27 protein-coding genes are annotated in these 24935 nt (G+C 63.2%); 10 read left to right on the forward strand and 17 right to left on the reverse strand.

Features of this window, described 5'->3' with window-relative positions:
* Nucleotides 1-25 precede the first annotated feature (25 nt).
* The 6 genes from purH to htpX form a co-directional block, all read right to left on the reverse strand.
* The gene (purH, locus tag Q1V51_RS00350) at nt 26-1621 is read right to left on the reverse strand and encodes a bifunctional phosphoribosylaminoimidazolecarboxamide formyltransferase/IMP cyclohydrolase (protein WP_300551619.1); all 1596 of its coding nucleotides are present in this window, start codon (nt 1619-1621) and stop codon (nt 26-28) included.
* Nucleotides 1622-1664: 43 nt separating this feature from the next.
* Complete coding sequence (locus tag Q1V51_RS00355; RefSeq protein WP_300551620.1) at nt 1665-3599, reverse strand: polysaccharide biosynthesis protein; 1935 nt, start codon at nt 3597-3599, stop codon at nt 1665-1667.
* Entirely contained in the window at nt 3596-5362 is a 1767-nt protein-coding gene (locus Q1V51_RS00360; RefSeq protein ID WP_300551621.1) for a heparinase II/III family protein, read from the reverse strand. Before Q1V51_RS00360 ends, Q1V51_RS00355 begins: the two co-directional genes overlap by 4 nt.
* Before the next feature lie 5 nt (nt 5363-5367).
* Nucleotides 5368-6027: a ribulose-phosphate 3-epimerase gene (rpe, locus tag Q1V51_RS00365; protein ID WP_300551623.1), complete on the reverse strand. Its 660-nt coding sequence runs from the start codon at nt 6025-6027 to the stop codon at nt 5368-5370.
* A gap of 72 nt (nt 6028-6099) precedes the next feature.
* On the reverse strand, nt 6100-7398 hold the full coding sequence (locus Q1V51_RS00370; RefSeq protein WP_300551625.1) for an RsmB/NOP family class I SAM-dependent RNA methyltransferase: 1299 nt from the start codon (nt 7396-7398) through the stop codon (nt 6100-6102).
* Between the two features lie 49 nt (nt 7399-7447).
* A complete protein-coding gene (htpX, locus tag Q1V51_RS00375) occupies nt 7448-8344 on the reverse strand; it encodes a zinc metalloprotease HtpX (RefSeq protein ID WP_300551627.1) in 897 nt (298 codons plus the stop codon).
* A 66-nt stretch (nt 8345-8410) separates the two neighbouring features.
* Here htpX and Q1V51_RS00380 point away from each other — a divergent pair, with 66 nt between their 5' ends.
* Nucleotides 8411-8653: a DUF1674 domain-containing protein gene (locus Q1V51_RS00380; protein ID WP_300551629.1), complete on the forward strand. Its 243-nt coding sequence runs from the start codon at nt 8411-8413 to the stop codon at nt 8651-8653.
* An 8-nt stretch (nt 8654-8661) separates the two neighbouring features.
* Here the strand turns inward: Q1V51_RS00380 and pyrF are convergent, their stop codons facing one another.
* Nucleotides 8662-9351, reverse strand: a complete 690-nt coding sequence (gene pyrF / locus Q1V51_RS00385; protein ID WP_300551631.1) for an orotidine-5'-phosphate decarboxylase — start codon at nt 9349-9351, stop codon at nt 8662-8664.
* 43 nt (nt 9352-9394) lie between these two features.
* A complete protein-coding gene (locus Q1V51_RS00390) occupies nt 9395-10222 on the reverse strand; it encodes an SDR family oxidoreductase (protein ID WP_300551633.1) in 828 nt (275 codons plus the stop codon).
* 181 nt (nt 10223-10403) lie between these two features.
* Here Q1V51_RS00390 and Q1V51_RS00395 point away from each other — a divergent pair, with 181 nt between their 5' ends.
* Both Q1V51_RS00395 and Q1V51_RS00400 read left to right on the forward strand, forming a co-directional pair.
* Entirely contained in the window at nt 10404-11636 is a 1233-nt protein-coding gene (locus Q1V51_RS00395) for an argininosuccinate synthase (RefSeq protein ID WP_300551635.1), read from the forward strand.
* 212 nt (nt 11637-11848) lie between these two features.
* On the forward strand, nt 11849-12991 hold the full coding sequence (locus Q1V51_RS00400; protein ID WP_300551637.1) for a HAMP domain-containing sensor histidine kinase: 1143 nt from the start codon (nt 11849-11851) through the stop codon (nt 12989-12991).
* Here Q1V51_RS00400 and thpR read toward each other — a convergent pair.
* Nucleotides 12988-13527, reverse strand: coding sequence for an RNA 2',3'-cyclic phosphodiesterase (thpR, locus tag Q1V51_RS00405; RefSeq protein ID WP_300551639.1), 540 nt, complete (start codon nt 13525-13527; stop codon nt 12988-12990). The two genes, Q1V51_RS00400 and thpR, sit on opposite strands and share 4 nt — an antisense overlap.
* Nucleotides 13528-13715: 188 nt before the next feature.
* Here thpR and Q1V51_RS00410 point away from each other — a divergent pair, with 188 nt between their 5' ends.
* On the forward strand, nt 13716-14480 hold the full coding sequence (locus tag Q1V51_RS00410) for a Bax inhibitor-1/YccA family protein (RefSeq protein WP_300551641.1): 765 nt from the start codon (nt 13716-13718) through the stop codon (nt 14478-14480).
* An 80-nt stretch (nt 14481-14560) separates the two neighbouring features.
* Here Q1V51_RS00410 and Q1V51_RS00415 read toward each other — a convergent pair whose 3' ends face one another.
* On the reverse strand, nt 14561-14851 hold the full coding sequence (locus Q1V51_RS00415; protein WP_366522676.1) for a DUF2794 domain-containing protein: 291 nt from the start codon (nt 14849-14851) through the stop codon (nt 14561-14563).
* A gap of 357 nt (nt 14852-15208) precedes the next feature.
* Between Q1V51_RS00415 and Q1V51_RS00420 the strand changes: the two genes are divergently transcribed.
* Genes Q1V51_RS00420 through Q1V51_RS00440 form a run of 5 tightly spaced genes read left to right on the forward strand, consistent with a single transcriptional unit; the run spans nt 15209 to nt 19937 of the window.
* Nucleotides 15209-15946: an ABC transporter ATP-binding protein gene (locus Q1V51_RS00420; RefSeq protein ID WP_300551645.1), complete on the forward strand. Its 738-nt coding sequence runs from the start codon at nt 15209-15211 to the stop codon at nt 15944-15946.
* A complete protein-coding gene (locus Q1V51_RS00425) occupies nt 15943-16686 on the forward strand; it encodes an ABC transporter permease subunit (protein ID WP_300551647.1) in 744 nt (247 codons plus the stop codon). Before Q1V51_RS00420 ends, Q1V51_RS00425 begins: the two co-directional genes overlap by 4 nt.
* Nucleotides 16683-18524 (forward strand): Gldg family protein, encoded by a 1842-nt coding sequence (locus tag Q1V51_RS00430; RefSeq protein ID WP_300551648.1) that lies wholly within the window; start codon nt 16683-16685, stop codon nt 18522-18524. Before Q1V51_RS00425 ends, Q1V51_RS00430 begins: the two co-directional genes overlap by 4 nt.
* Nucleotides 18521-19570 carry a DUF4340 domain-containing protein gene (locus tag Q1V51_RS00435; protein WP_300551649.1) on the forward strand — a complete coding sequence of 350 codons (1050 nt, stop codon included), beginning with the start codon at nt 18521-18523 and terminating at the stop codon, nt 19568-19570. Before Q1V51_RS00430 ends, Q1V51_RS00435 begins: the two co-directional genes overlap by 4 nt.
* Entirely contained in the window at nt 19560-19937 is a 378-nt protein-coding gene (locus Q1V51_RS00440; protein WP_300551651.1) for a VOC family protein, read from the forward strand. Before Q1V51_RS00435 ends, Q1V51_RS00440 begins: the two co-directional genes overlap by 11 nt.
* 3 nt (nt 19938-19940) lie before the next feature.
* Here Q1V51_RS00440 and Q1V51_RS00445 read toward each other — a convergent pair whose 3' ends face one another.
* Nucleotides 19941-20765, reverse strand: a complete 825-nt coding sequence (locus Q1V51_RS00445) for an LOG family protein (protein WP_300551653.1) — start codon at nt 20763-20765, stop codon at nt 19941-19943.
* 33 nt (nt 20766-20798) lie between these two features.
* Nucleotides 20799-21251, reverse strand: a complete 453-nt coding sequence (locus Q1V51_RS00450; protein ID WP_300551655.1) for an MmcB family DNA repair protein — start codon at nt 21249-21251, stop codon at nt 20799-20801.
* A 91-nt stretch (nt 21252-21342) separates the two neighbouring features.
* On the opposite strand from Q1V51_RS00450, the gene Q1V51_RS00455 reads away from it, so the two are divergent.
* Complete coding sequence (locus Q1V51_RS00455) at nt 21343-21756, forward strand: metallopeptidase family protein (RefSeq protein ID WP_300551656.1); 414 nt, start codon at nt 21343-21345, stop codon at nt 21754-21756.
* 15 nt (nt 21757-21771) lie between these two features.
* On the opposite strand, the gene Q1V51_RS00460 is transcribed toward Q1V51_RS00455, so the two are convergent.
* From Q1V51_RS00460 to rpsP, 5 genes are all read right to left on the reverse strand, one after another.
* Entirely contained in the window at nt 21772-22476 is a 705-nt protein-coding gene (locus Q1V51_RS00460) for an NAD-dependent deacylase (RefSeq protein WP_300551657.1), read from the reverse strand.
* Nucleotides 22477-22630: 154 nt separating this feature from the next.
* Entirely contained in the window at nt 22631-23029 is a 399-nt protein-coding gene (rplS, locus tag Q1V51_RS00465; protein WP_300530229.1) for a 50S ribosomal protein L19, read from the reverse strand.
* Nucleotides 23026-23763 (reverse strand): tRNA (guanosine(37)-N1)-methyltransferase TrmD, encoded by a 738-nt coding sequence (gene trmD / locus Q1V51_RS00470; RefSeq protein WP_300551658.1) that lies wholly within the window; start codon nt 23761-23763, stop codon nt 23026-23028. Before trmD ends, rplS begins: the two co-directional genes overlap by 4 nt.
* Before the next feature lie 112 nt (nt 23764-23875).
* On the reverse strand, nt 23876-24307 hold the full coding sequence (gene rimM / locus Q1V51_RS00475) for a ribosome maturation factor RimM (RefSeq protein ID WP_300551659.1): 432 nt from the start codon (nt 24305-24307) through the stop codon (nt 23876-23878).
* Between the two features lie 111 nt (nt 24308-24418).
* Nucleotides 24419-24910, reverse strand: a complete 492-nt coding sequence (gene rpsP / locus Q1V51_RS00480) for a 30S ribosomal protein S16 (protein WP_300551661.1) — start codon at nt 24908-24910, stop codon at nt 24419-24421.
* Between the last annotated feature and the right edge of the window lie 25 nt (nt 24911-24935).

Genomic DNA, 24935 nt, shown 5'->3' on the forward strand with positions numbered 1-24935 from the left:
GGGTCAATGTAAGCTTCATTTACGCCTAGTGGCGGAAATGGCGCATGCCGGTGAAGACCATGGCGATGCCAGCTTCGTCCGCCGCGGCGATGACTTCTTCGTCGCGGATCGAGCCGCCCGGCTGGATGACCGCCGTGGCGCCGGCTTCGGCGGCGGCGTGCAGGCCGTCCGCAAACGGGAAGAAGGCGTCAGAGGCACAGACAGAGCCCTGCGTGCGCGGCGTGTCCCAGCCGTTTTCCTCGGCCGTGGCTTGGGCCTTGCGCACCGCCAGGCGGGCAGCTTCCAGGCGGCTGGTCTGACCCATGCCGATACCGGCGGTGACACCGTTCTGGGCGTAGACGATGGCGTTCGATTTGACGTGTTTGACAACTTTCCAGGCAAACAGCAGATCGCGCAGTTCCGCCTCGCTCGGTGCGCGCTGGGTGACGGTCTTGAGCTGGTCAGCGGTGACGCTGCCGATATCGCGTTCCTGGACCAGGAGACCGCCGGCTACCGTCTTGGTCAGCCAGCCGGACTGGGCCGCGTCCGGCATGCCGCCGGTCAGCAGAACGCGCAGGTTCGACTTGGCCGAAAGTACGGCGAGGGCATCCTCGTCCGCGGCCGGAGCGATCACCACTTCGGTGAAGATTTTCACCAGCTCACCGGCGGTTTCCGCGTCCAGCGGGCGGTTCATGGCGACGATCCCGCCAAAGGCCGAGATCGGGTCGGCGGCGAAGGCTTTCTCATAGGCGCCGGTCAGGGTGTCGTGCTGGGCCACGCCGCACGGATTGGCGTGTTTGACGATGACGACGGCGGCCCGGTCGGCCGAGTCGAACTCACCGGCCAGTTCAAAGGCCGCGTCGGCATCAGCCAGATTGTTATAGCTCAGCGCCTTGCCCTGGGCCTGGCGGGCGGTGGCGATGCCCGGCCGGGTTTCGCTCGAGGCATAGAAGGCCGCGCGCTGGTGCGGGTTCTCGCCATAGCGAAGCGCTTGCTGCAAGCCGCCGCCAAAGGCTCGGAAGTCCGGTGCCGGCGTGTCGAGCTGTTCGGCAAACCAGCCAGAGATCGCCGCATCATAGGCGGCGGTGCGGGCATAGGCCTTGGCGGCCAGGCGCTTTCGCAGCTCCAGCGAAGTCGAGCCGTCATTGGCGTCCATATCGGCCAGGACCTGGTCGAGATCCGCGCCATCGACACAGACATTGACCCAGGCATGGTTCTTGGCCGCCGCACGGATCATGGCCGGGCCGCCGATATCGATATTCTCGACGCAGGTGGCTTCGTCGGCACCGCGCGCGACCGTGTCCTCGAACGGGTAGAGATTGACGTAGAGCAGGTCGATATGGGGGATGGCGTGCTCGGCCATTGCCTCACGGTCTTCCGGGTGGTCACGGCGCCCCAACAGCCCGCCATGCACGCGCGGATGCAGCGTTTTCAGGCGGCCATCCATCATTTCCGGGAATTCGGTGACCTCGGCGACATCACGGGCCTCCAGGCCCGCCTCGGTCAGGGCGCGCAGCGTGCCTCCGGTCGAGAGCAGTTCGACGCCCGCATCCCGCAGCTTGCCAGCGCGTTCAATCAGGCCGGACTTGTCGGATACGGAAATCAGCGCACGGCGAATGGGGACGAGATCCATGGCGGACATGCGGGCAGCTCCCTGCTGGCTCAAATTCGAAATGCGCGGCCTATCACGGCGCGCCGGATGGGGAAAGCTCCTGAACAGCAGGAGAAGAGTTTTGCGGCGTCAGTCCGCCAACCTGTTTCAGTGCCGCCTGCATGGCGACCAGGTCATTACGCCGCGCCGCGTCGAGCAGGCGCTCGAGTACCGCATCGACCGCGGCCTGTTCCGGCGCCGGGCCATTGATCGACCAGACACCGTCGATTTCGGTCTCGCAAGTCTGCTCGAAGGCATAGATGAGCGCTTCATGGCGTTTCTCGCCCGGTCGCAGACCGATGACGCGGATCGTTCCTGGAGCATCTGGATCCAGTCCGCGCAGACGGAGCAGTTGGCGGGCGAGGCGCAGGATCGAGACCGGTTCGCCCATGTCAAACACGTAGAGCGTGCCGTTGAGCTCGGGGTCAGCCGCGGTCTGTGCGGCTGCCGCCAGAACCAGACCTGAGGCCTCGCCGACGGTCATGAAATAGCGCGTCGCTTCCTTGTCTGTCACCGTCACCGACTGACCGGTCTCGATCTGCTGCTCGAACAGGGGAACGACTGATCCTGTCGAGCCGAGCACATTGCCGAACCGGACAATACAGATACGGGTCTTATCGCCCTTACGCGCCTCGGCCTGGGCCAGCAGTTCGGCAGCGCGTTTGGTGGTGCCCATGACATTGGTCGGTTCAACGGCCTTGTCGGTCGAGATCAGGGTCAGGATCTTGACGCCATGCTTCCGCGCCATCTCGATAGTGTAAGATGTGCCGAGCACATTGGTACGTACGGCCTCGCCCGGATTCATCTCGCTCATGGGCACGTGTTTGAGAGCGGCAGCGTGCAGGACGACGTCCGGTTTTTCCTCGCCGAACACCTTGTCCAGCCGGTCCGGGTCTCGGACATCGGCCAGCACCGCGCGCCAGCTGCAATTAGGCTGGGTCCGGCGCATTTCCATGTCGATCTCGTAGAGATTGGCCTCGGAGGCATCGAGCAGGATGAGACGTTCGGGGTTGAGCTGAGCGGCCAGACGTACGAGTTCCGAGCCGATTGTTCCGCCGGCGCCCGTCACCAGGACGCGCTTTCCCTCGATCAGTGGCCGGGCCGGTTTGAGATCGGGGGTACGGGGTGGGCGGTTGAGCAGGTCTGCGGTTTCTACCGACGAGAAAGCACCGGGCCCCTTCGCCGGGCGCGCCCGTGAAAGCTTGGCTCCGGTCACCGAGGCGATACGGATCAGCGCATTCACGACTTCGACATTGGTCCGCTCCCCGGCGAGCACGATCCGCGGGGCAATCTTCTCGGCGCTGGATAGCTTGTAGAGCGCGTCGGGCAGGGCATCGAGCCCCCCGAGCACCGGAACACCGCGGATAGAGCGCCCGGTCAGCGCCGCATTCGGTTCGACAAGACCCTTGGGGCGGAACGGGGAAGACCCATTTCGGCGCGCCAGATCGCGCAGGGCATCGTCGAGATCGACCTGGCTCCCGACCAGAATGGCGGCGGGCTTTTGCCGGTCCTCGAAGCGGAAGGCCGTGCGCAGGCCCTGAGTATACCAGGCGGTCACCACCATGCGGGCACCGAGCAGCAGGCCGATCAGGATCGGGATCTCGATCAGGATGCTGGTGCGCGGAAAACCATCGAGGCGGTTGATCAGAAAGAGGACGGGCAAGAAGACGAGATTGGCGACACCGACGGCCTGGACAATGCGGGCCGCGTCATTGAGCGCGGTATAGCGCCAGACACCTCGGTGCAGGCCTTGCAGTGGGAAGACGATGGCACAGGACAGGGCGAAGATGGTGACCGCCTGCAGGGCGATCCCGTCGGGAGCTGGCGTATCATGATAGTAATAGCGGATCGTGACGGCGATCCACATCGCCACCGCGCCAGCTGCTAGATCGTACAGGGCCACCCATCCCATGGTGGTCCAGTTGCTTTGCAGCGGTCCCTCACTAGGGTTTGGACGCGGCGTACTCACTCAGCCTCCCCTCCGGCTCCGCCAACGCGGCCAAGGCGTTGGAAAGCCCAGCGTACACGATTTGGCGGCTTGTCGCCTGCCCCATAGGATTCCGCCTCACCAAAGATGACAATCTGCTGGCTGCGCTGGGGCGGCCCGCCGGCGGCGAGATAGACGGAACGTTCTAGGGTTAGAGGCCCCCCATCTGTCCGGAAGCGCCAACCATCTCCATTGGGCTGCACCAGAAGCGCGCTCATATTGTCACGCGACAGCGAGGCCCGCACATCGGGGTGAAGATGGAAACGTACGGCAAATCGCAGCCGGCGATCGACATCCTCCGGCGGCCCATCCTCGACCGGGCGGTATAGCGCATCCTCACCGCGCAGATCGCCGCCATCGGCGGCCAGGAAGATGCGGCGCCGGTGCAACAGGCCAAAGCGTTCGCGATAACCCTCATGGGCGCCTTCAAGCCAGACGCCCATATCGCCTTCATTGCGGCGGGCGGTGACCTGCCCCGGCCGGGTGGCCAGGCGGGGCCCAAGCAGATTGCGCTGCCATCCTGGTGGCAGAAGGCGGGCCGAGGAGCCCTCTTCCAGGACCAGCGTGGAGTGTGCCGCCGTGGCACGAACGGCTTCGCGCCAGTTCGAGGCCTGGTCGTCATGCCAGCCGCAATTAACGATGAGGCGGCCGCCCGGCGTGCACATTTCAATGGCCAGGGCGCTGGCGTGAGCAGCGGTGCTCAGCGCGCCACGCGGCGCATCACCGACATCGAACAGCACAGTGGCCCCGCCCGCTTCGGAGCGATGATAGCCGGAATGGGGCGCAAAGCCGAAGGGTTTCGCCGGCTTCTCATCGCGCGCGAGAGCTGCGGCCAATGCTGCGCGGTCACCTTCGCCACTGCCGTGAAAGGCCGCCAGTCCGCCATCGGCCATTTCGAAAAAGCGCGTCATCGGGCGCAGCCGGTCGATCGCCTTTTGCAGGCTGACCGGCACCGGCAATTGTGCATACTCGGCCGCATCGCGCAGCGTCACAAGGTCTATCAGGGCTTCCATGGTCGCCCGTGGGGAGCGCGTCACATGACCGCCATCTGGCAGGATCTGACGCTCCACTTCGCGCGCCAAGACTCCGAGCCCGGACTTGTAGAGGCCCGACTGGCGCGGCAGGCACAGGCCCGACAGGCTCAGGGCGACAGCGCAGCGCAAGCGGACCGGTCCGTCATTGGCGAGGTTGATGGCGCGCTTGAGATAGTGGACCTGCCGGTTCAGGGCGCGTAGCCGGGTACGGCGGGCCTTGTCCGGCTCGCCGGTATCGCCGAATAGGACCTCACCACAGCGCAGCCAGTTTAGGATCCGCGAGGACAGAACACCGTGCGACCAGGCGAAACTGTTCCAGCTGCCGAACTTGGCGATCCAGGCATCGACCAGGCGGCGCGCTTCTGCGGCGCCGTCATGCTGTTCCGCGGCGATGACATGGCGCAGCCAGCCAAAGCCGTGAAGACGGGTGGCGAAGGTCCGGCTCGGGGCGAGCATGGCCCAGATGTCAGCCCCGGCCTGTGCGCTCAGCTGATCTCCGGCGAAGGCAAACCGCCCGTCGCACATGGCATCACCGCGTTCGCTGTCCGGGCTGTAGAAATCGTCGGGTAGCTGATCGAGACCATCACCGGGCAGGCTGGCGGCCGGCAATAGGCGCGGCAGGCCGAGCGCATTGATAGTGGACGAAGCCTCACGCCGCACGGCCAGCCAGCTTGCGCTGGCGTAATCGGAAAAGCCGACCGCGCGCGCCATTGGGCTCAGCCTCGCAGTGTCTGGATGTTGTCAGCGTAGGCAGCCGGGCCGCCCTTGAACACGGCCGAGCCGGCCACGAGGGCCTTTGCGCCGGCGTCCACGCACTGGCGGGCGGTCTGGGCATTCACGCCGCCATCCACCTCGATCAGGGTCGAAAGACCACGTTTTTCGATCCAGGCCGCGAGCGTCTCGATCTTGCGCAGCTGGCTGGTAATGAAGCTCTGGCCGCCAAAGCCCGGATTGACGCTCATGATCAGGATCAGATCGAGCTCCTCGAGCATGTAGTCGAGCGTTTCCGCGGACGTGGACGGGTTGAGGGCGGCGCCGGCCTTGCAACCGAGCGCCTTGATCGACTGGACGGTGCGGTGAAAGTGCGGACCGGCTTCCGGGTGGGCCGTGATGATATCAGCCCCGGCTTCGGCGAAGGCCTCGAGATAGGGATCGACCGGCTCGATCATCAGGTGCACATCGAACGGCTTGTCCGAGTGCGGACGCAGGGCTTTGACCACTCCCGGCCCGATCGTCAGATTGGGCACGAAATGCCCGTCCATGACGTCGATATGGATCCAGTCGGCGCCAGCAGCGTCGATGGCGCGGACCTCCTCGCCGAGCTTGGCGAAATCGGCGGAGAGGATGGAAGGCGAGATAATCGGTGATTGCGGCATGGGGAAACCGGATATCAGTGCGTCAGACAGGGTGCAAGCAGGCCTGCCTGCTCGGTATAAACAAGCGTCAAATCAAGCTGATTTTCGCAGCCTTGCAATGAAAAACCCGTCGAGTGAGCCGTGCTCGCGCCACATCGCCGGGGTCAGGCGCAAATGCCCGCGCTCATTGATCGCCTCTTCCAGTCCCGGAACTTCCTCTGGGCGCACCTTGTCGGTCTTCAGGCTCTTGTCGCGCTTGAGCACGTCGGAGATCAGGTATTCGCCCTCCTCGGGCTCCAGCGAGCAGGTGCACAGGATCATGCGTCCGCCGGGCTTGAGCAGTTTTGAGGCGGCACGCGCCAGATCGCGCTGCACACCTGCGAAACGCCGGATATCGGCCTCGGTCTTGATCCACGGGCTTTCCGGGTGGCGTCGCAGCGTGCCGGTCGCGGAACAGGGCGCGTCGAGCAGAACGGCATCGACCTTCTCTTCGCGGCTGTAATTGCGCGCATCGGCAATCTCGACCGTGGCCTTGAGGCCGGTGCGCTCGAGATTTTCGAGCAGCCGCTTCATGCGGGGTTCTGAGCTGTCGACGGCAATGACATCGGCGCCAGCGGCCGCGAGCTGCATGGTCTTGCCGCCTGGCGCTGCACACAGATCGATAATGCTCTGCCCGGCTTCCGGCTCGAGCAGTTTGACGGGCAGGGCTGCGGCGGCATCCTGGGCCCACCAGGCGCCATCCTTATAGCCAGGCAATTGCGCGACCTGGCCGACGGTGGCCCGGCGCAGCGTGCCGGTCGGCAGGATATCGGCTTCCAGCTCCTTGGCCCAGTGGTCCGTTTTGCTGCCATCGCGCAGGCTGAAATCAAGCGGCGGGGTATCCAGCCCGGCCGCCGCGAAACGGCTGAGCTGGCCGGGGCCATAGGTCTTGCGCCAACGCGCGCGCAGCCAATCTGGGATGTTTTCAGACGGCGGCAGCTTTCCAGCGATCGCCTTGCCTTCCTTGGCGACGCGGCGCAGCACGGCATTGATCACGCTCTTGAACTTGATCGCATCCTGGCGGTCTTCCGCCAGCTTCATGGCCGTCGAAACGGCGGCATGGGGCGGGGTGTCTAGCCACAACAGCTGGGTCGCGCCGGTGACCAGGATGGCCTGGACTGACCGGGTTGAGCCATCCAGCGGGCGGGTCAGGAAGGAATTGAGCACTTTCGTCGTCTGGCCCAGGCGGCGAAAACTTGTGGCCAGGAGCAAGCGCGCAAAGGCCTTGTCACGCGGGGTCAGGGCGTTGAAACCGCGCAGGGTTTCCAGCGCCGGCTCAAGCGTGCGGCGGTCCTTGGTGATGCGGATATAGGCGTCGACCGCAAAGCGGCGGGGATCTTTATCGTCCGTCATGGCCGCGCAGCTAGCACGCCGCGCCTTCCCCGTCTAATCGCAAGGGCCGCTAGCCCCAGGGTCCGCGCGGTCCCCAGGGACCGGAACGGACCGGTGCGGCGGCCCCCGCCATCTTGCGCAACTGATCGATGCGGTTGGCCGTATCGGGGTGGGTCGAGAACAGATTATCCATGCGCTGACCGTTGAGCGGATTGATGATGAACATGTGGGCCGTGGCCGGATTGCGCTCGGCCTGTTCATTCACGGTCTGACGAGCGCTGCGCTCGATCTTCTCAAGCGCTGAGGCGAGGGCCATCGGATTGCCGTGGATTTCCGCACCCACGCGGTCGGCTTCGTACTCGCGTGAGCGGGAGATCGCCGATTGCACGAGCATCGCCGCCATTGGAGCAAAGATCATGAGCGCGATCGTGCCCAGCAGCCCGGCGCGGTTATTGCCGCCGAAAAAGAGAGCGAAATTGGCCAGCATGCCGATGGCACCGGCCAGGGTGGCGGTCACGGTCATGGTCAGCGTATCGCGGTTTTTTACATGCGCCAGCTCGTGCGCCATGACGCCCTGCACCTCTTCCCGGTTGAGGCGGTTGAGCAGGCCGCTCGTCGCGGCGACAGCGGCGTGCTGCGGGTCACGGCCGGTGGCAAAGGCATTGGGCTGGTCTGTGTCGATGACATATATGCGCGGCTCGGGCATCTGCGCCTTGAAGGCGAGCGCTTTTACATCCGACGCATATTGGCGCAGGCGCTGGTCGCGCTCATCGACGCGGATCTCCCTTGCGCCATGCATGCGCAGAACGGCATCGGCGGAATTCCACCAGGCGAAGAGATTCATGCCCGCAGCGAAGACCAGGGCGATCATGGCACCGCCCGCGCCTCCGAGCATGTAGCCAATGCCCATGAAAAGCGCGGTCATGCCCGCCAGGAGGAAGAAGGTGCGCAGCGTATTGCCGGTCATGCGGTGAGACTCTCGGATCAGTGTTTGCCGTTTTGCCTTTGCAGGCATTTCGCCTATTTAGTTGGTATGACCGAGACACCCGATCAAGGGGGGAATACCCCCGGTGAAATCCCTGCCGCCACGGTGGAAAATGCTGCGCCTGGCAAGGCGCTGAGCCCGGCTGCCAAGCGGGCGCTGGAAGAAGCCGCGGCCCGCCGCGCGGCTCAAGCTGAAACGGAAGTCATGCCGGACGAGCAGGGCGGTCCGAAAGGTCCGGAGCCGACCCGATTCGGTGACTGGGAACGCAAGGGCATTGTCAGCGACTTCTGACGTCGCCTCTAGCCCGCCATTTCTGCTGTGATGGCGCGTGCCGCTGCAGCGGGGTCGGGTGCGGCGTTGATGGGCCGGCCAACGACCAGATGGGTCGAGCCATTGCGGATCGCATCACCCGGCGTGACCACGCGTTTCTGATCGCCTGCATCGGCGCCTGCGGGCCGGATGCCCGGCGTGACAATCAGGAAGCCATTGCCAAACCGTTCCCGGATTTCGGGCGCTTCCTGGGCGCTGGCAACAATGCCGTCAATCCCCGCCTCCAGGCTCTGCTCGACCCGGCGCAGGACCAGGTCGCGCGCCTTGAAGCCATAGCCCATTTCCTCGAGCATTTCGTCGTCATAACAGGTCATCACCGTGACCCCGAGGATTTTCAGGTCCGATCCCTCGCGGCCGGTATGGGCGGCCCGCATGACAGCGGGCTCGGCATGCACGGTCAAAAGATCGGCCCCGGCGGTGACGATGGAGCGCGTGGCTTTTTCAACCGTGGCCGGAATGTCGTGCAGTTTGTAATCGAGGAAGACCTGCTTGTCGGCAGCCTTGAGCTCGCGGGCGAGATCCATCCCGCCAATGGGCAGGAGCTGCAGGCCGATTTTGTAGAAGCTGACACTCTCGCCGAGCGTTTGCACGAGCGAGCGGGCGTCGCCGGTGGAGGGAAGGTCCAGCGCGGCGATCAGGCGGGGATCAGATTGGCTCATAAAGCGCGATTTTAGGCTGTCGCGATGCGATTTGGCAAGTTGGTTAGCCGGCACTTTTCTCCGCTGCTTCCTCACCGGTATTGCGCAGGTTGGCGCTTTGGCGGTCCATTAGCCACATGGAGGCCGGGCCGGGCAGAACCTGGTTCAGACCGGTGAGGAATTTCCACCACAGGCCCGGTACGCAGACCACCTGGTTGCGCTGCAGGGCGTCGTAGCCGGCCTTGGCCACCTCTTCCGCTTCCAACCACCAGAATTTCGGCATTTTGGACACCAGCTTGCGCGTATTGTTGACGTCATGGAATTCCGAGTAGGTCAGGCCCGGACACAGGGCGGAGACATGGATGCCCGCCGCTTTCCCTTCCAGATGTAGGGATTGCGAGAACTTGATAAGCGCCGACTTGACCGAGGAATACAAGGTGTGCCCGCGCGAGCCTGGCATGATGCCGGCGACCGAGGCGACGTTAAGAATACGGCCATAGCCGCGCTCTTCCATGCCCGGCATGACCCGGTGCACCAGCTCGCAATAGCTCGTGTACATTAGCTGGATGAAGTCGGACTGCTGTTTCCAGGTCGTGCGAGTATAGGTGCCCGGCAGGCCGAAGCCGGCGTTATTGACCAGCGCGTCAATCTGCCGTTCACGGCTTTCAACGGCATCGACAATGGCCTTGGGCGCGGCCGGATCATTGAGGTCGGCGGCAATGACCAGGGTGTCGATGCGGTGTTGTTCCTCAAGCTGGTCGGCCAGGGCGCGCAGGCGATCCTCGCGCCGGGCAACGAGGGCCAGGTCCCAGCCATTGGCGGCGAATTCCTGAGCGAGGGCTTTGCCGATACCGGAGGAGGCTCCGGTGATGAGCGAGAGGCGGCGGGACATGACAGGCTCCTGTTCTTACGCTGCCTAGTTGAGGCGAATTTTCGCGCTTGTCCAGCCGGGCTGCAGCCCATTCCCGCATTGCGAAACCGCTTCTCCGGAGGCCACCTGCCAGCGCAACGGCTTGTCATGGAAGGCATAGAGGTTTAGGCGAGCGGGAACAGCTTGTCCGGAGACCTTCGTCATGACCACCTCGCGCCCTATCAACAAGATCGTCCTTGCCTATTCCGGTGGACTGGATACGTCGGTCATCCTGAAATGGCTGCAGGAAGAGTATAATGCCGAGGTCGTCACTTTTACCGCCGATCTGGGTCAGGGCGAGGAGCTGGGCCCGGCCCGGGAAAAAGCTGAAGCGGCCGGCGTATCCGAGATTTTCATTGAGGATTTGCGCGAGGAATTCGTGCGCGATTACGTCTACCCGATGGTGCGCGCCAATGCCGTCTATGAGGGGCTTTACCTGCTCGGCACCTCGATCGCCCGGCCGCTGATCTCCAAGCGGCTGGTTGAAATTGCGCACGAGACCGGCGCCGATGCCGTGGCGCACGGTGCGACCGGCAAGGGTAATGACCAGGTCCGTTTCGAGCTCGGCGTCTATGCTCTCGATCCGGAATTGCGGGTGATCGCGCCCTGGCGCGAATGGGAGCTGACCTCGCGGACCAAACTGATCGAGTACGCGGAATCGCGCGGTATTGATGTACCGACCGACAAGCGCGGTGAAGCGCCTTTCTCCGTCGACGCCAATCTCTGGCACACCTCCTCCGAGGGCAAAATGCTCGAGGATCCGTCGGAAGAAGCCTTCGAGATGGTCTACCAGCGCACGCTGCGCCCGGAAGATGCGCCGGACCAGCCGGAATACATCACCCTCGACTTCGAAGCCGGCGACGCGATCGCTCTGAATGGCCAAGCCATGTCGCCGGCAACCCTGCTGACGGCGCTCAACGAACTGGGTCGCCGTCACGGGATTGGCCGTCTCGACCTCGTCGAGAACCGCTTTGTCGGCATGAAGTCGCGCGGCATTTACGAGACGCCAGGCGGGGAAATCCTGATGGCTGCGCATCGCGGCATCGAGCAACTCACGCTTGATCGGGGCGCCGGCCACCTCAAGGACGAGCTGATGCCGCGCTACGCCAAGCTGGTCTATGAGGGCTTCTGGTTCTCGCCGGAACGCGAGATGCTGCAGGCGGCGATCGACCGGAGTCAGGAGTTTGTCAGTGGGGAAGTGCGTCTCAAGCTCTACAAGGGCAGCGTCAATGTTGTCGGCCGCTCCTCGCCGGCCTCGCTCTACTCGCTCGAGCACGTCACCTTCGAAGATGATGACGTCTACGACCAAAAGGACGCTCAGGGCTTCATTCGTCTCAATGCCCTGCGTCTGCAATTGCTGGCACAGCGCCGCCGCCGGCTCGGACGCAACGACTGATTTCAGCGCCCTCTCCGGCCGGTCCAAACCGGCCGGAGGTCAAATTGCGGAATACAAGCGGGCTCATGAAATATTCGTAGGCGACGCTAGGGCTTTACTCGCTTGCCCGAGAGCGCGAGGCTTATTTCGGGCCAAAACCTGAAGTTAATTTCGTTTTAATAGGCTGGAGCGAGTGTGTGCCCCGTGCTTTGGGGGAGCCGGATAGGTAGGCAATGATCTTGGACCCGGTGCTCGTAACGAGCGTCCTCGATTTATTCTACGCCGCTGTGACAATCATGGTGATTGTCCTGCTGATCCGCTGCGCTCAAACGCCCGCCCTTTCTGAGCTCCGTGGCGACTTCTTCCTGATCATGATCGGCCTGTTTCTCAGGCTCGGATTCTATGCCTTTGATCTGATAACCCTTGTCCTCGGCCCGGGGCTGGTGGGCATCGACCAGGCCCTCGCTTTCTCGCGCTATCTGCACGAAGACGTTCAGCCCCCGATCAATTTCATCTCGGCGATCTTCATGATTGTGGGTTTCCTGCAGCTCCTGCGCCGGCTGATCACGATGTTTGGCCGTATGCAGCGCTCCGAGGCGGCCTTGCGCCAGGAACTCGGCAGCCGCTCCGATGCCGAGACCGAGTTGATCGCCAAGGCCGAGCGCCAGCGCGTTAGCAATCGCTCCAAATCTGAATTCCTAGTGGGTATCAGCCATGAGCTTAGAACGCCGCTGAACGGGATCATCGGCCTGGCCAGCCTGATGTCGAATACAGACATGACGGGCGATCAGCGCAAGCTCCTGACAACACTTGAGCAATCCGCCAAGGCCATGCTCACCCGGGTCAATGATGTGCTCGAGTTGGCGCGGCTGGAGAGCGGGCAGATCGAGCTACGGACCCAGTCATTCTCTCCGTGCGAACTCTCTCGCAATGTCGAGGCGCTGTACCAGCCTTTCGCAAGCGAGAAGGGGCTGGACCTGAAAACCAAGTGCACTGATGACGCCCAGGGCCTGGTCATCGGCGATGTGGTTCTGGTCAAGCAGGCGCTGAACAATCTCGTCTCCAATGCCATCAAGTACACGCCGTCCGGCTCTGTCCTGATCGAGACTGACGTGCACGCTGCGGCGGCCGAGCGGCTGTGGCTTCAGATCTGGATCAGCGATACCGGGGTGGGAATGGAACCGGTTATTGCTGAACGCGTCGCGGATCCCAACCACGTCATCAATGAGGGCGAAACCGGGCTGGGTCTCGCCATCGCAAGCCGCATTGTCCGGCTGCTCAATGGGCGGCTGCTGATCGAGCCTAACCGCCAGACCGGCACAAGGATCGGTTTCCAGGTCCAGGTTCAGATCGAGCCGGAAGCGGATGACGACTAGCCCAACGGGTAGTCAGCCAGGTTCTCATACAGATTGCTGTCGCCGCGCCTCGGCCAGCTGCGATAAAGCGAGAAATGGGTCACGGCGAGCGGCTCGATGCGGAAATTCGCGGTGCGTTCGACAAAGCGTCGCAGGCGGTCTTCCGGGGTGCCCCTCAGATAGGCCAAGGTTACATGCGGTTTGTAATTTCGCGTCTCCGCCTCCAGGCCCGTCCGGCGGGCGGCCCGCTCGCAACGATGCTGCAGGTAGAGGAGGGCGTCGCTGGGGACTACCCCGAGCCAGAGCGCGCGCGGTTCAGCCCGGCCGAACCAGCCACTGCCATGAATGTCCAGGGTAAAAGGCGGCAGGCTGATGGCAGACAGCTCGCCATCGAGATCCTTGATCTGGCGTTCGTCGACATCGCCAAAGAAGCGCAGCGTAACATGCAGGTTTGCCGGCGGCCGCCAGCGCGCTCCGGCGACGCCGCGTTGCAGGCGGCTGATTTCTGGCCGGACCTCCTGCGGCAGGCCGATGGCGGCAAACAAACGCATGACCATCCCAATTTTCCTGACTTCTCAGATGCGTGCCTGATCTAGGCTCAGTTCGCCACGATGTCACACCTTTAATAGGGGATAAGGGGGGACGCGGACCCCCTTCCGTCCCGCCTTGCCATTTTTGTCCAAGGTGACGATATTATGCGGCAAAGCGCCTATCGTGGCGTGATTGCAATCGTGAGAAGTAAGCAATGAATGATTTTTCGCGTCCCTACGGCGCCGCGCCGTCCATGGACATGTCTGTCGATGCTGGCCTGCGCAGCTTCATGCTGGGCGTATACAACAAGATGGCCCTCGGCCTCCTGATCTCGGCTGCGATCGCTTATGCGGTCGGTACCTTTGCCCCGCTGACCCAGCTGGTCTTTGGTACTCCACTGCTCTTCGTTGTGCAGTGGGGTCCGCTGGCATTGCTGCTTGGTTCGGCCTTCCTGATGCGCAACCCGTCACCGATGAGTAGCGCACTCCTGTACTGGACCATTGTCGCCCTGATTGGCGCCAGCCTCAGCTTCTGGGTCATCATGGCGACGTCCGGCCAGGCGGCCCAGACCGTCGGTGGCCGTACGCTTCAGGTCGATTTCGGCACTATTGCCCAAGCCTTCCTGATCACCGCCTCGTCCTTCCTGGCGCTGTCCTTCTTCGGCTACACCACCAAACGTGACCTGTCGCCGATCAGCAGTTTCCTGTTCATGGCGATGATCGGTGCCATCTTGCTTGGCCTGGCGAATGCCTTCTTCTTCCAGTCCGGCATTCTCGAGCTGGGCCTGCAGCTCATCGTGCTGCTGCTGATGGCGGGCGTCATCGCCTGGCAGACCCAGGATCTGAAAGTCATGTACTACCAGATCTCCGGTGATCAGCGCTCCATGGCTGTTATGACCAATATGGGCGCCCTGAACCTGTACATCGCCTTCGTGAACATGTTCCAGATCATCCTCTCGCTGCTCGGTAGCCGTGAATAGGGTCTGGCACTTCGCCAACAGAAAACCCCCGGGGCGCGTCGCCCCGGGGGTTTTTCTTTGCCGGTGACCTGACAGTGCCGCTAGTCGATCACTGTGAACTTCTTCTTGTCGAAGACCTTGAGCACCTGGGCCAGGTCGTGGCCGCGCCTGAGGATCTGGCCGCCTAGAGCCACCACCTTGTACTCGCCCTGCTTGTTGCGGTCAGCCGGTGTCTTGATCACGGAGTAGACCGGAATCTCGCTGGCGCGGCGGAAGATCGAGAAAATGGCGCAGTCCTTCAACCCGTCGATGGCGTAATCCTTCCACTCGCCCTGGGCCACGAGGCGACCATAGACGCGCAGGATCTGATCCAGTTCGCGGCGGTGCCACATGACGCTGGCGCTAGCGGATTTCCCGGGTTGAGAGCTCTCGAACACACAAATTCTCCTGACAGTTGTGTCGCACAAATTAGCTTACAAAGTTTTCACGGGTTTGCCCAAAAGTCGCCGCAATCCCGGCACCATGCCGCCACAGGTGGCCTCCACCGTCCTCCTCGTCGGCCGGACGCATCAAGGCTTCAGGTCCTGGTTTTAGACAGCCCCCCCAGCCCCCCGGATCTCGGAGCTGCGGCCGGTCGACACCCATCCTTAACCCCTTCAATCCGCAACTTGCTTTGCCGCTGCTTTGGCTCTGGCCAAGTGCGTCCGGTCGCGCTAACGCTAATGTCCCGCTGACCTGAGCACTGCCCCATGCTGGTTGCCGACAACCTGGTTAAAAGCTTCGAGACCAAACGCGCCGTACAGGGTGTCAGCTTCACCCTTGAAAAGGGCGAGGTGCTGGGTTTCCTTGGTCCTAACGGAGCAGGCAAGACCACCACGATGCGCATGCTGGCCGGCTGTCTTGAGCCCGATGCCGGTATCGCCTCGATCGCCGGATATAATTGTGTCGAGGCCCGCCTGGAGGCGCAGGCCCGGCTGGGTTTCCTTCCTGAAGGCGCGCCCGCCTACCCGGCTATGACGCCCCGGGGTTTCGTTAAATTCGGCTTGCGCGCCCGTGGCTTCCGTAGCGATGCCCTGGACCGCGCCTGTGAACTGGCGATCGAGCGCGTGCGTCTTGCCGAGGCGGCGGACCAGCCGATCGGGACGTTGTCCAAGGGCTTCAAACGCCGTGCCGCCCTCGCTGCTGCAATCGCTCATGACCCGGCCGTTCTGATCCTGGATGAACCGACCGATGGACTGGATCCCAATCAGAAGGACGGCGTTCGCGCCCTGATCCGCGAAATGGCGCCGGACAAGGCGATCATCATCTCCACCCATATCCTCGAGGAAGTCCCCGCGGTGTGCAGCCGCGCGATCGTCATCGCAGCGGGCAAGGTCTTGTTCGACGGTACACCGCATGCGCTGGAACAGAAGGGCCGGGACGGCTCGGTAGAGAGTGCCTTCCGGGCGCTGACACTGGAGCCGGAGACGCGGGAGAGTGCCGCGTGATACATGCCCTCCATGCCGTCTACCGGCGCGAACTCCTGGCCTATTTCCAGACCCCGCTGGCCTATGTCTTCCTGGCGGTCTTCGCCAGCGCCGCCCCGGCCCTGGCCTTCCATATGGGCCGCTTCTTCGACACCAACCGGGCCGACCTCGCGCCCCTTTTCGACTACATGCCCTGGCTGTTATTGATCCTGATGCCGGCCCTGGCCATGCGCAGCTGGGCCGAGGAGCGCGATCGCGGCACGCTGGAATTCCTGATGGCGCTTCCGATCCCGCTCTGGGCCTCGACCCTGGGCAAATTCCTCGCTGCCTGGAGCGTTGCGGCGCTTGCCTTGGTGCTGACCTTCCCAATGTGGATTGCAGTCAATTATCTCGGCAATCCGGACAATGCCGCCATCCTGACCGGCTATTTCGGCGCCCTGCTGCTGGCCGGGGGTTATCTGGCCCTGGGCCAGGCTCTGTCGGCCACAACCTCGAACCAGGTGGTGGCCTTTGTTCTGGGCACCAGCGCCTGTTTCCTGTTGACCATGACCGGCCTGCCGATCGTCCTTGCCGTAGTCGGTGATAATGCACCGGCTGCTATCTCCGAATTCATCGCCGGGCTGAGCGCGCTGGAGCATTACAATGCCTTCCGCAACGGGGTGATCGCGCTGACCGATGTGGCCTTCTTCATCGGCCTGATCATTGCCTCGCTGGCCTGTGCCGGCGTGCTGATCGCCGAACGGCGCGGGGGTGGGCGATGAAACGCGCACTCTATCTGCCCCTGATGCTGACCAGCATTGTTGTGCTCTTCCTGGCCGGAAATCACCTGGTCAGCCAGGGTCCCGCTGGCGTCCGGCTCGACCTGACCCAGAATGGGCTCTACCGCCTGTCGCCCGGATCCGAAGACATTCTCGACCGCCTCAATGAACCGGTCGAATGGCGATTCTATTATTCCCGCGCCCTGGCGGCCGATTATCCCGCGATCCGCAGTTACGCCACTCGCGTACGTGAATTCCTGCGCGGTTATGAAAAGCGCTCGGGCGGGCGGCTGGAACTGATCGAGATCGATCCACAGCCCTTCTCCGAGGATGAGGACCTGGCGCTGTCGGCTGGTCTGACCCCGATCCCGACCGATACAGGCGAGACCATCTTCTTTGGCCTGGTCGCGCGCAATTCGATCGATCAGCAGGCGGTCATTCCCTTGTTCGACCCGGAAATGGAGGCGCGGCTCGAATACGATCTGACCCGGACCATTGCCGATATCGAGCGCACCCGGACACCGCGGCTGGCCATCCTCACCAGCCTGCCGATCTCGCCCGATGATGGCGCCCCCAACCGCTTTGTGCGCGAGCTCGCCGGGGCCTATGAAATCGACTGGGTGGAGCACGATTTCGATAACCTGCCCGATGTCGAGGTTCTGCTGGCCCTACACCCGGCCGAACTCGGCGCGGCCCAGGCTTATCGCATCGATCAGTTCCTGATGCGCGGCGGGCGATTGATCCTGTTTCTCGACCCGATGGCCCACATGGCGCTGCGCCCGGGGCCGGACGGACTGCCGCCGCTCGACGCCCAGCGCGGGTCCAGTTTCGAACCGCTGCTGGCGCATTGGGGTATGAATTGGGACGAGACTGTCGTCGCCATGGACCGTTCGCTCGGCCTGGAAGTCCAGGTCGTCGAGGCGGATGGCCGGCCGCGCTCTAGGACCTATCCGCTCTGGTTCGCCCTCAGCCCGGCCCAGCTCAACAGCGATGACCGGGCCACCTCGGCGCTTGATCTCGGCATCAATCTCGGCTCGCCCGGCGCCCTGTTCTTCAATCCGGGGACTGGGGTGGAGCTGCTGCCGCTGCTGACGACCAGCCCTGAAGGGGCGCTGCTGGATGCCGATATCGCCGCTGGTTCACCCTCGCCAGACCAGTTGCTGCGCGATTACGAGCGCGCGCCGCAGCCATTGGTGCTGGGCGGGCGGCTGCGTGGGCGGTTCTCGACGGCCTTTCCCGAAGGACCCCCGGCCGAGGGCGGTTTCTTCAATCCTGCCGACCATCTGGCCGAGGCCGGGCGCAGCGGCGAAGTGGCGATCATCGCCGACGCAGACTGGCTCGATGATACCTTCTATGTCCGCCGAGATGCGGTCGGCAGCGAACTCATCGTCGCCGACAATCTGAACCTGGCGATGAACTTGGTTGATGCCGCCTTCGGTGACGAGGCCCTGGTGCGGCTGCGTTCGCGCACGCCCTCTGACCGGCCCATGCTGCGCGTCGAAGCGCTGCGCGCGCAGGCCGAGGAGCGCTATTTCGAGACCCAGAGCCGGCTGGAAAGCGAGATCAGTGCCGCTGAAGCCGAGCTTGAACGCCTGCAGGGCACGGGCGGCACATCGGCGCTCTATGGCGGCGATCAGCAGCTGCGTAGTGATGCGCTGGCCCTGCGGGCACAGATCAGCGATGCGCGCCGGCAATTGCGCGATGTAGAGCGAGACTTCCGGCAGGATATCGATGCCCTCGACGCATCCCTGCAGTTCTGGACCATTGGCGTCCCGCCGGCCCTGGTGATTTTCGGCGCGATCCTGGGCAGTCTGGTACGGCGGCGGAGGCGTAAGCCATGAGTCAGCCGATCGACAAACAGCGTGCCCGGCACATTCTCATCGTCGGCGGTCTCGCTCTCGCAGCATTTGTGCTGGCCGTCACGGTTTCCGTGCTCGACGCCCGGCGCGGATGGCAGCCTGTCATGGAAGGCCCGGTGTTCACGGCCTGGACGGAACAGGCCTCGGCCGTCGCCGAGATCGAAGTTACCCATGGTGAAGACCGCTTCACCGTGGTCCGGAGCGGCAATGTCTGGGTCATGCCGAGCCGGGACAACTACCCGGTCCGTGCCGATATAATCGCCGGCCTTGATGGCTTGCTGTCCGGCCTCGCCTATAGCGGTGTGCGGACCGCCGACCCGGCCAAATACACGGCTCTCGGCCTGGCCGAACCCGGTGAATCCGGTGGCGGTGCCCGCCTCGTTGTGCGCGATGTAGATGGTGCAGTCCTGGTCGAGATGCTGGCTGGTGAAACGCGTGGTCGGACGATGTATTTCCGCCTGCCTGGCGAGCCGCACAGTTTCGCCGCCGATCTGGCCGACGGCACCAGCGCCGCGGCCCTGACCCAGTCCGCCGACCAATGGCTCGATCTGGGTTTCCTTGAACTGGGCCGGACATCGATTGCCCGGGTTCGCATCCAGCCGGAAACCGGCCCCGCTTATACGCTGGAACGCCCGGCCCGATCGGCCCGTAATTTCGCCTTGCGCGAACCCGCCGGCTGGACTCCGATCACCGCCGGGGCCGGCAATGGCCCCGCGGGAAGTTTGGGCCGTATCCGCTTCCGGGATGTGCGGCTCACGGAACGCCTGACGGGCGCGATCGTCGGATCACATACGGCAGAGACGTTTGAAGGGCTTGAGGTCACGCTCGACATCATCGCCCAGGGCGAGACGCGCTGGGCCCGGATCCGGACCCGGGCGCTGACCGATGATGCCGCCCAGGCGGCCGCGCTGCTTGCCGAGCAGAGCGAGGGCTGGGCTTATCTCCTTAGCGACCTGGCCCTCGACCGGCTCTTGCGGCCGCTCGGGGAGATCGCTGATCCGCGAGCTGGAGGACCGGATGCGCCTTAACCAGATCACCATACCGGTCACCGATCTGGCGCGTTCGCGCAGTTTCTATCGCCGGCTCGGTTTTCGGCTCCTCGTCGATAGCCCGCACTATGCCCGTTTCCTTGCCCCGGAGGGTGACACCACCTTCTCCCTGCAAGTCGCAGACGGTCCGGTATCCACCGGTGCGGTGATCTATCTGGAATGTGACAAGGTTGATATCGAGGTCGCGCGTCTGCGCGACCGCGGTTTTGAATTCGAGAACGAGCCGGAAGACATGGGCTGGCTCTGGCGCGAAGCGATCCTGAAAGACCCCGACGGGCACAAGATCAAGATCTATCACGCCGGAAAGAACCGTATCGACCCCCCCTGGCGCGTCGAGGAGGACTAGGAACTACATCCGTCCGCCCGGCTCGGGCAGGGCGTGTTCGGCCAGTTCCCTGGTGATGTAGGCGAAGGCGTCATCGATATCATCGGTGCGATAGAGCAGGTCGAGATCGCCAGCGCTGATCGTGCCGAACTCCACCATGGCGTCCAGGTTTAGGATCTTGTCCCAATACTCGGTGCCGAAGAGCACGACTGGCAGGCGCTTGGTCATTTTCTGTGTCTGCAGCAGGGTCAGGGTCTCGAATAGTTCATCCAGCGTCCCGAACCCGCCCGGCATGATCACCAGGGCCTTGGCCGGGTAGAGGAACCAGAATTTGCGGGTGAAGAAGTAGTGGAATTCAAAGCTGAGATGCTCGGTCACCCAGGGATTATTGCCGGCTTCGAAGGGCAGGGAGATGCCCAGCCCCACGGTTTCGCCGCCGGCTTCGGCCGCGCCGCGATTGGCGGCCTCCATAATCCCCGGTCCGGCACCGGTGCAGATCACGAAACGGCGGCCGCCCTCATCACTGATCTCGTCTGACCAGCGGGTGAGGCGCGCGGCCAGTTCGCGCGTGGCCTCGTAATACTTCGTCAGGCCGAGCTTTTTCTGGGCCAGGCTGTCATCATCCCCGGCGGCCTTCAGGGCGGCGATCTCGGCTTCGACATCTACGCGATCGGCGATCCGCGCCGATCCGAAGAACAGGATGGTGTCCTTCACATTGTGGTCTTCGAACCGGTTCTGAGGGTCGAGATATTCGGCCAGGATCCGGACCGGCCGCGCCTGGGGGCTGCGGATAAAACGGTCATCGCGATAGGCCTTAGACGGCGTTTGATAGGGCTTTTTGGAGGACATGCTTGTCCCCTTTCTTGTTCTTGTTGCGGGGTATCAATCTTCGCCGGCGCGCATCAGCCGGTCCGCGGCGGCGCGGGCGAAGCGCAGCGTGACCGCCTTGCGACGGGCAGCAGCGAGTTTCTGCATCGGGCTTTCGCGCACAATGGCGCCGCCGAACCCGTCGGCGATGATCAGGCCGGTATCGGCCGGGATGAGGTCGTGCGGGAAGCGCTGGGAGACGGCGAAATAGAACATGTCGCAGAACTCGCCATACTCGTTCCACTTGTTGTCGGCGCGATAGTCGGCAGTCCCCGATTTGACTTCGATAATCGCCACCTCCCCCTTGCGCCCAACGCAGAAGAGATCGGCGCGGCGGCCCCCCGGGAGAGAGAATTCAGGAATGGCGCTATAGCCCAATTGCCAGAACAGGCGCGCGGCACCGCGCATCAGGGCCTGGGCATCGTCGATATCGGGGTTCTGGGCCGAGGCCACGTCCTGCAACTGCATGCTGGAACTATGTTCCACATTTGTTCGGGTGGCAAGCTGATGGGTCAAAGTTCCCATTGGCGCGGCGGGCTCGGCAACCTACATAGCGGACATGTATCCGCACCAGATTCCCGATCCGCTGGCCATCACCTCTGCCGATTTCGAGCGCATGGCCATGCGTGCCTTCGAGGCCCTGCCGGAGCCGATGCGGGCGCTGAGCCGGGATGTCGAGATCTTCATCGCCGATTTCGCCGCGCAGGACGTGCTAGACGAGTTCGAGATGACCGATCCGTATGAACTCACCGGTCTCTACAGCGGTGTCGACCTGACGCAGAAGTCGGTCACCCATCCCCAGACTTTCCCGGACCGGGTGTTTCTCTACCGCCTTCCGATCCTGTCGGAATGGGTGGCGCGCGGTGATGAAACGATCGAACACCTCATCCAGCACGTCCTGATACACGAAATTGGCCACCATTTCGGACTCTCGGATGAGGATATGCACGCGATCGAGGACGGATTACGTTAACCCTTGATTAAGGACTCAGCCCACCATCTCTGCCACCCAGGCCGGAACTGCCTGTGTAGCCTGGCCATTTCGCACTTCGTCGAAGACCGGTGAGGTGTCGGTTGTTTCCAGGTTGATCTCGATACAACGCGCACCCGCCTCCTTGGCCAGCTGGCTGAAACCGGCAGCCGGATAGACGGTTCCCGACGTGCCGATGGCAACGAAGAGGTCGCAGGTCGAGAGCTGGTCGAAGATCAGGTCCATCTCCATCGGCATTTCACCGAACCAGACGATATGCGGCCGCAAACCACCCGCCCGGCGGCAATTGAGGCAGGGCAGGGCTGTGGTGATCTCGTCAAAGGCATCATGCACATAGCCGCAATGTTCGCAGCGCATCTTGGCCAGCTCGCCATGCATGTGGATCAGCCGTTCCGAGCCGGCCTTGTCGTGCAGATCGTCGACATTCTGGGTCACCAGCAGGAACTCGCCGCCGCGCGTGATCCAGGCCCTCTCCAGTTCGACCAGGGCGTGGTGGGCGGCATTGGGCGTTGAGGTTTTCAGCCCGGCCCGGCGCGCATTGTAGAAGGCGTGCACTTCTTCCGGCTTGGCGGCAAAGGCTTCCGGTGTCGCCAGCTCACGCCAGTCGAATTTCGCCCACAGGCCGTCGGGATCACGGAAAGTGCCGAGCCCGGACTCTGCGGAGATTCCTGCGCCTGTGAGAATGATGAGGTTGGAGGTCATATTGTGGAGCTGCCGGGGCTGTGACGCGTTTTGTGAAGGTCGAGGCGGCTCAGTTTAGGCCATCCCACGCCCCCGCCCAAAAACTCATTCCCCAATACACAAAAAACCCGCCGGCTTACGCCGACGGGTGTTTTGTTCGCGATGAAGCGGGGCCTTAGCCCTTTTTCTTCGGCTCGCGGCGTTCGATGCCGTGACCGGTGGTGCGCTCGGCGATACGCGCGGACTTACCGCGGCGGTCACGCAGATAGTAGAGCTTGGCGCGACGGACTTTACCGCGACGCTTGACTTCGATCTTCTCGATCATCGGCGAGTAGACCGGGAAGACGCGCTCGACACCTTCACCGAAGGAGATCTTGCGGACGGTGTAGCTCTCATTGAGGCCGCCGCCGGACTTGGCGATGCAGACGCCTTCGAAGACCTGGACGCGTTCGCGCTCGCCCTCTTTGATGCGGACGTGGACGCGCAGGGTGTCACCAGCGTCGAACTGCGGCAATTCCTTATCACCGAGGACGCGGGCGGCTTCTTCTTGTTCAAGCTGCTCGATCATGTTCATCGTGCATTCTCCTTGCGCCGTTTGAACCGCTCGTAAAGGTCCGGCCGGCGCGCCTTTGTAATCTCTTTCGCCTGTTCTCGGCGCCAGGTCTCGATCTGACCATGGTGCCCCGATAACAGGACCTCCGGGATCTCCCTGTCCTCCCATACCCGCGGTCGGGTGTAGTGAGGATATTCGAGGAGATCGCCCTCGAAACTCTCATCTTCGGCCGAAGCCGGGTCACCGAGTACGCCGGGGAGCAATCTCACGCAGGCTTCAATAAGAAGCTGCGCGGGCGCCTCGCCCCCGGCCAGAACGGCATCGCCGACACTGACCTCTTCCATTTCGCGGGCCTCGATGACCCTTTGATCGAGGCCTTCGAAACGTCCGCAAAACACGACAACACCGGGACCCGCCGCCCATTCCCGAACCTGGGCCTGGGTGATGGGCTTGCCCCTCGGTGTCACATGGATCAGCGGCCGTTTCTCACCTTGCCAGCGAGACTGTACCGCATCGATCGCTTCCGCTGCGACATCCGGCCTGAGCACCATACCAGCGCCTCCGCCGGCCGGGGTGTCGTCCACGGAGCGGTGCTTATGACGGGAAAAATCCCGGATGTCCACAGTTTCTAGCGCCCAAATCGAGCGATTCGCAGCTGTCTGGATGATGGATACACCCAAAGGGCCGGGAAAGGCGTCCGGGAAGAGCGTCAGGGCCGTGGCGGTCCAGGGGATTTGGGGTGCGGCGTCACTCATCGTCCAGCTCATCCCGGTCACGATCCCCCTCCACCTCTTCGAGCGGGTCGATCGTGACCACGCCTTCGCTGATGGAGATGTGGGGGACTTGTTCGCGGCTGAAGGGGATCATTCAGGCGCCGCGGCGATCCGGGCTGTCGACGATCTCGAGGAGGTCGCCACCGCCGAAATCATGCACCGCCTTGATGCGGCCCATGGGTGAGCCGTCCAGGGTCTGGACTTTCAGGCCCAACAGGTCGGAATGATAGAATTCATCCTCGTCCAGCTCGGGCAGGGCCGAGCGGGGTACGTAGAGCTTGGTGCCGCGGGCGGCCTGGGCCTGTTCGCGGGTGAGGTTTTCCTTGAAGGCGACGACAAACACATCCTTGGCCCGGCGATGGCGGGCCGGGGTGAAGAGGGTCTTGCCCGTCTTGTCGAGGAAGGGTCCGTAAGCAAAGGCCGCTTCCGGTTCGCCGGTGAAGCTTTTCACCTTGCACTCGCCCTTTACGCCATGCGCACCGGCGATCGCGGCCACGAATACGAGATCGGACGAGGGTTTGGACATTGGTGTGTCCTGCAAACTCTCCTCATCCTGACGAAAGTCAGGACCCCGATTGCGTTGATCGCATCTTTTCGAGGTCCCGGCTTTCGCCGGAATGAGGAAGGATCAAAAGTCCTATTCGGACTTTTCTTCTTCCGCAGCAGCGTCTTCGGCCGGAGCCTCTTCAGCCGGAGCCTCTTCAGCCTGAGCTTCAGCCGCAGCGGCTTCAGCTTCTGCAGCAGCAGCTTCAGCAGCGGCCTTGGCTTCGGCTTCAGCTTCCTTGCGAGCGGCCTCTTTTTCAGCCTTTTCTTCCAGGCGCTCCTTGGCCTTGATACCCGGCTCACCCTTGTTCGGGTTGTTGCCAGCTTCCCAAGCCCAGGCGTCAGCCTCGATCTGGTGGATGAAGCGGCCAACACGGTCGGTCGGCTTGGCGCCTTTGGCGATCCAGGCCTTGACCTTTTCCATGTCCAGCTTCACGCGCTCGCCGTCTTTCGGGAGCATCGGGTTGTAGGTGCCGATCTTCTCGATGAAGCGGCCATCGCGCGGCATGCGGCTGTCGGCGACAACGATACGGTAGTAGGGACGCTTCTTGGCGCCACCACGGGCGAGACGAATTTTCAGAGCCATATTGGTAGTCCTTGGTTTAGTCGTT

It is taken from the genome of Maricaulis sp., from assembly GCF_030149235.1.
In the GTDB taxonomy this organism is placed as follows: domain Bacteria; phylum Pseudomonadota; class Alphaproteobacteria; order Caulobacterales; family Maricaulaceae; genus Maricaulis.

Bases quoted from the DNA above. Each gene is read 5' to 3' on its own strand.
- purH (WP_300551619.1), bottom strand. From the start codon at position 1,621: ATGTCCGCCATGGATCTCGTCCCCATTCGCCGTGCGCTGATTTCCGTA.
- Q1V51_RS00360 (WP_300551621.1), bottom strand. From the start codon at position 5,362: ATGGCGCGCGCGGTCGGCTTTTCCGATTACGCCAGCGCAAGCTGGCTG.
- rpe (WP_300551623.1), bottom strand. From the start codon at position 6,027: ATGCCGCAATCACCGATTATCTCGCCTTCCATCCTCTCCGCCGATTTC.
- Q1V51_RS00370 (WP_300551625.1), bottom strand. From the start codon at position 7,398: ATGACGGACGATAAAGATCCCCGCCGCTTTGCGGTCGACGCCTATATC.
- htpX (WP_300551627.1), bottom strand. From the start codon at position 8,344: ATGACCGGCAATACGCTGCGCACCTTCTTCCTCCTGGCGGGCATGACC.
- Q1V51_RS00380 (WP_300551629.1), top strand. From the start codon at position 8,411: ATGACCGAGACACCCGATCAAGGGGGGAATACCCCCGGTGAAATCCCT.
- pyrF (WP_300551631.1), bottom strand. From the start codon at position 9,351: ATGAGCCAATCTGATCCCCGCCTGATCGCCGCGCTGGACCTTCCCTCC.
- Q1V51_RS00390 (WP_300551633.1), bottom strand. From the start codon at position 10,222: ATGTCCCGCCGCCTCTCGCTCATCACCGGAGCCTCCTCCGGTATCGGC.
- Q1V51_RS00395 (WP_300551635.1), top strand. From the start codon at position 10,404: ATGACCACCTCGCGCCCTATCAACAAGATCGTCCTTGCCTATTCCGGT.
- Q1V51_RS00400 (WP_300551637.1), top strand. From the start codon at position 11,849: ATGATCTTGGACCCGGTGCTCGTAACGAGCGTCCTCGATTTATTCTAC.
- thpR (WP_300551639.1), bottom strand. From the start codon at position 13,527: ATGGTCATGCGTTTGTTTGCCGCCATCGGCCTGCCGCAGGAGGTCCGG.
- Q1V51_RS00410 (WP_300551641.1), top strand. From the start codon at position 13,716: ATGAATGATTTTTCGCGTCCCTACGGCGCCGCGCCGTCCATGGACATG.
- Q1V51_RS00415 (WP_366522676.1), bottom strand. From the start codon at position 14,851: ATGTGGCACCGCCGCGAACTGGATCAGATCCTGCGCGTCTATGGTCGC.
- Q1V51_RS00420 (WP_300551645.1), top strand. From the start codon at position 15,209: ATGCTGGTTGCCGACAACCTGGTTAAAAGCTTCGAGACCAAACGCGCC.
- Q1V51_RS00430 (WP_300551648.1), top strand. From the start codon at position 16,683: ATGAAACGCGCACTCTATCTGCCCCTGATGCTGACCAGCATTGTTGTG.
- Q1V51_RS00435 (WP_300551649.1), top strand. From the start codon at position 18,521: ATGAGTCAGCCGATCGACAAACAGCGTGCCCGGCACATTCTCATCGTC.
- Q1V51_RS00440 (WP_300551651.1), top strand. From the start codon at position 19,560: ATGCGCCTTAACCAGATCACCATACCGGTCACCGATCTGGCGCGTTCG.
- Q1V51_RS00445 (WP_300551653.1), bottom strand. From the start codon at position 20,765: ATGTCCTCCAAAAAGCCCTATCAAACGCCGTCTAAGGCCTATCGCGAT.
- Q1V51_RS00450 (WP_300551655.1), bottom strand. From the start codon at position 21,251: ATGCAGTTGCAGGACGTGGCCTCGGCCCAGAACCCCGATATCGACGAT.
- Q1V51_RS00455 (WP_300551656.1), top strand. From the start codon at position 21,343: ATGTATCCGCACCAGATTCCCGATCCGCTGGCCATCACCTCTGCCGAT.
- Q1V51_RS00460 (WP_300551657.1), bottom strand. From the start codon at position 22,476: ATGACCTCCAACCTCATCATTCTCACAGGCGCAGGAATCTCCGCAGAG.
- rplS (WP_300530229.1), bottom strand. From the start codon at position 23,029: ATGAACATGATCGAGCAGCTTGAACAAGAAGAAGCCGCCCGCGTCCTC.
- trmD (WP_300551658.1), bottom strand. From the start codon at position 23,763: ATGAGTGACGCCGCACCCCAAATCCCCTGGACCGCCACGGCCCTGACG.
- rimM (WP_300551659.1), bottom strand. From the start codon at position 24,307: ATGTCCAAACCCTCGTCCGATCTCGTATTCGTGGCCGCGATCGCCGGT.
- rpsP (WP_300551661.1), bottom strand. From the start codon at position 24,910: ATGGCTCTGAAAATTCGTCTCGCCCGTGGTGGCGCCAAGAAGCGTCCC.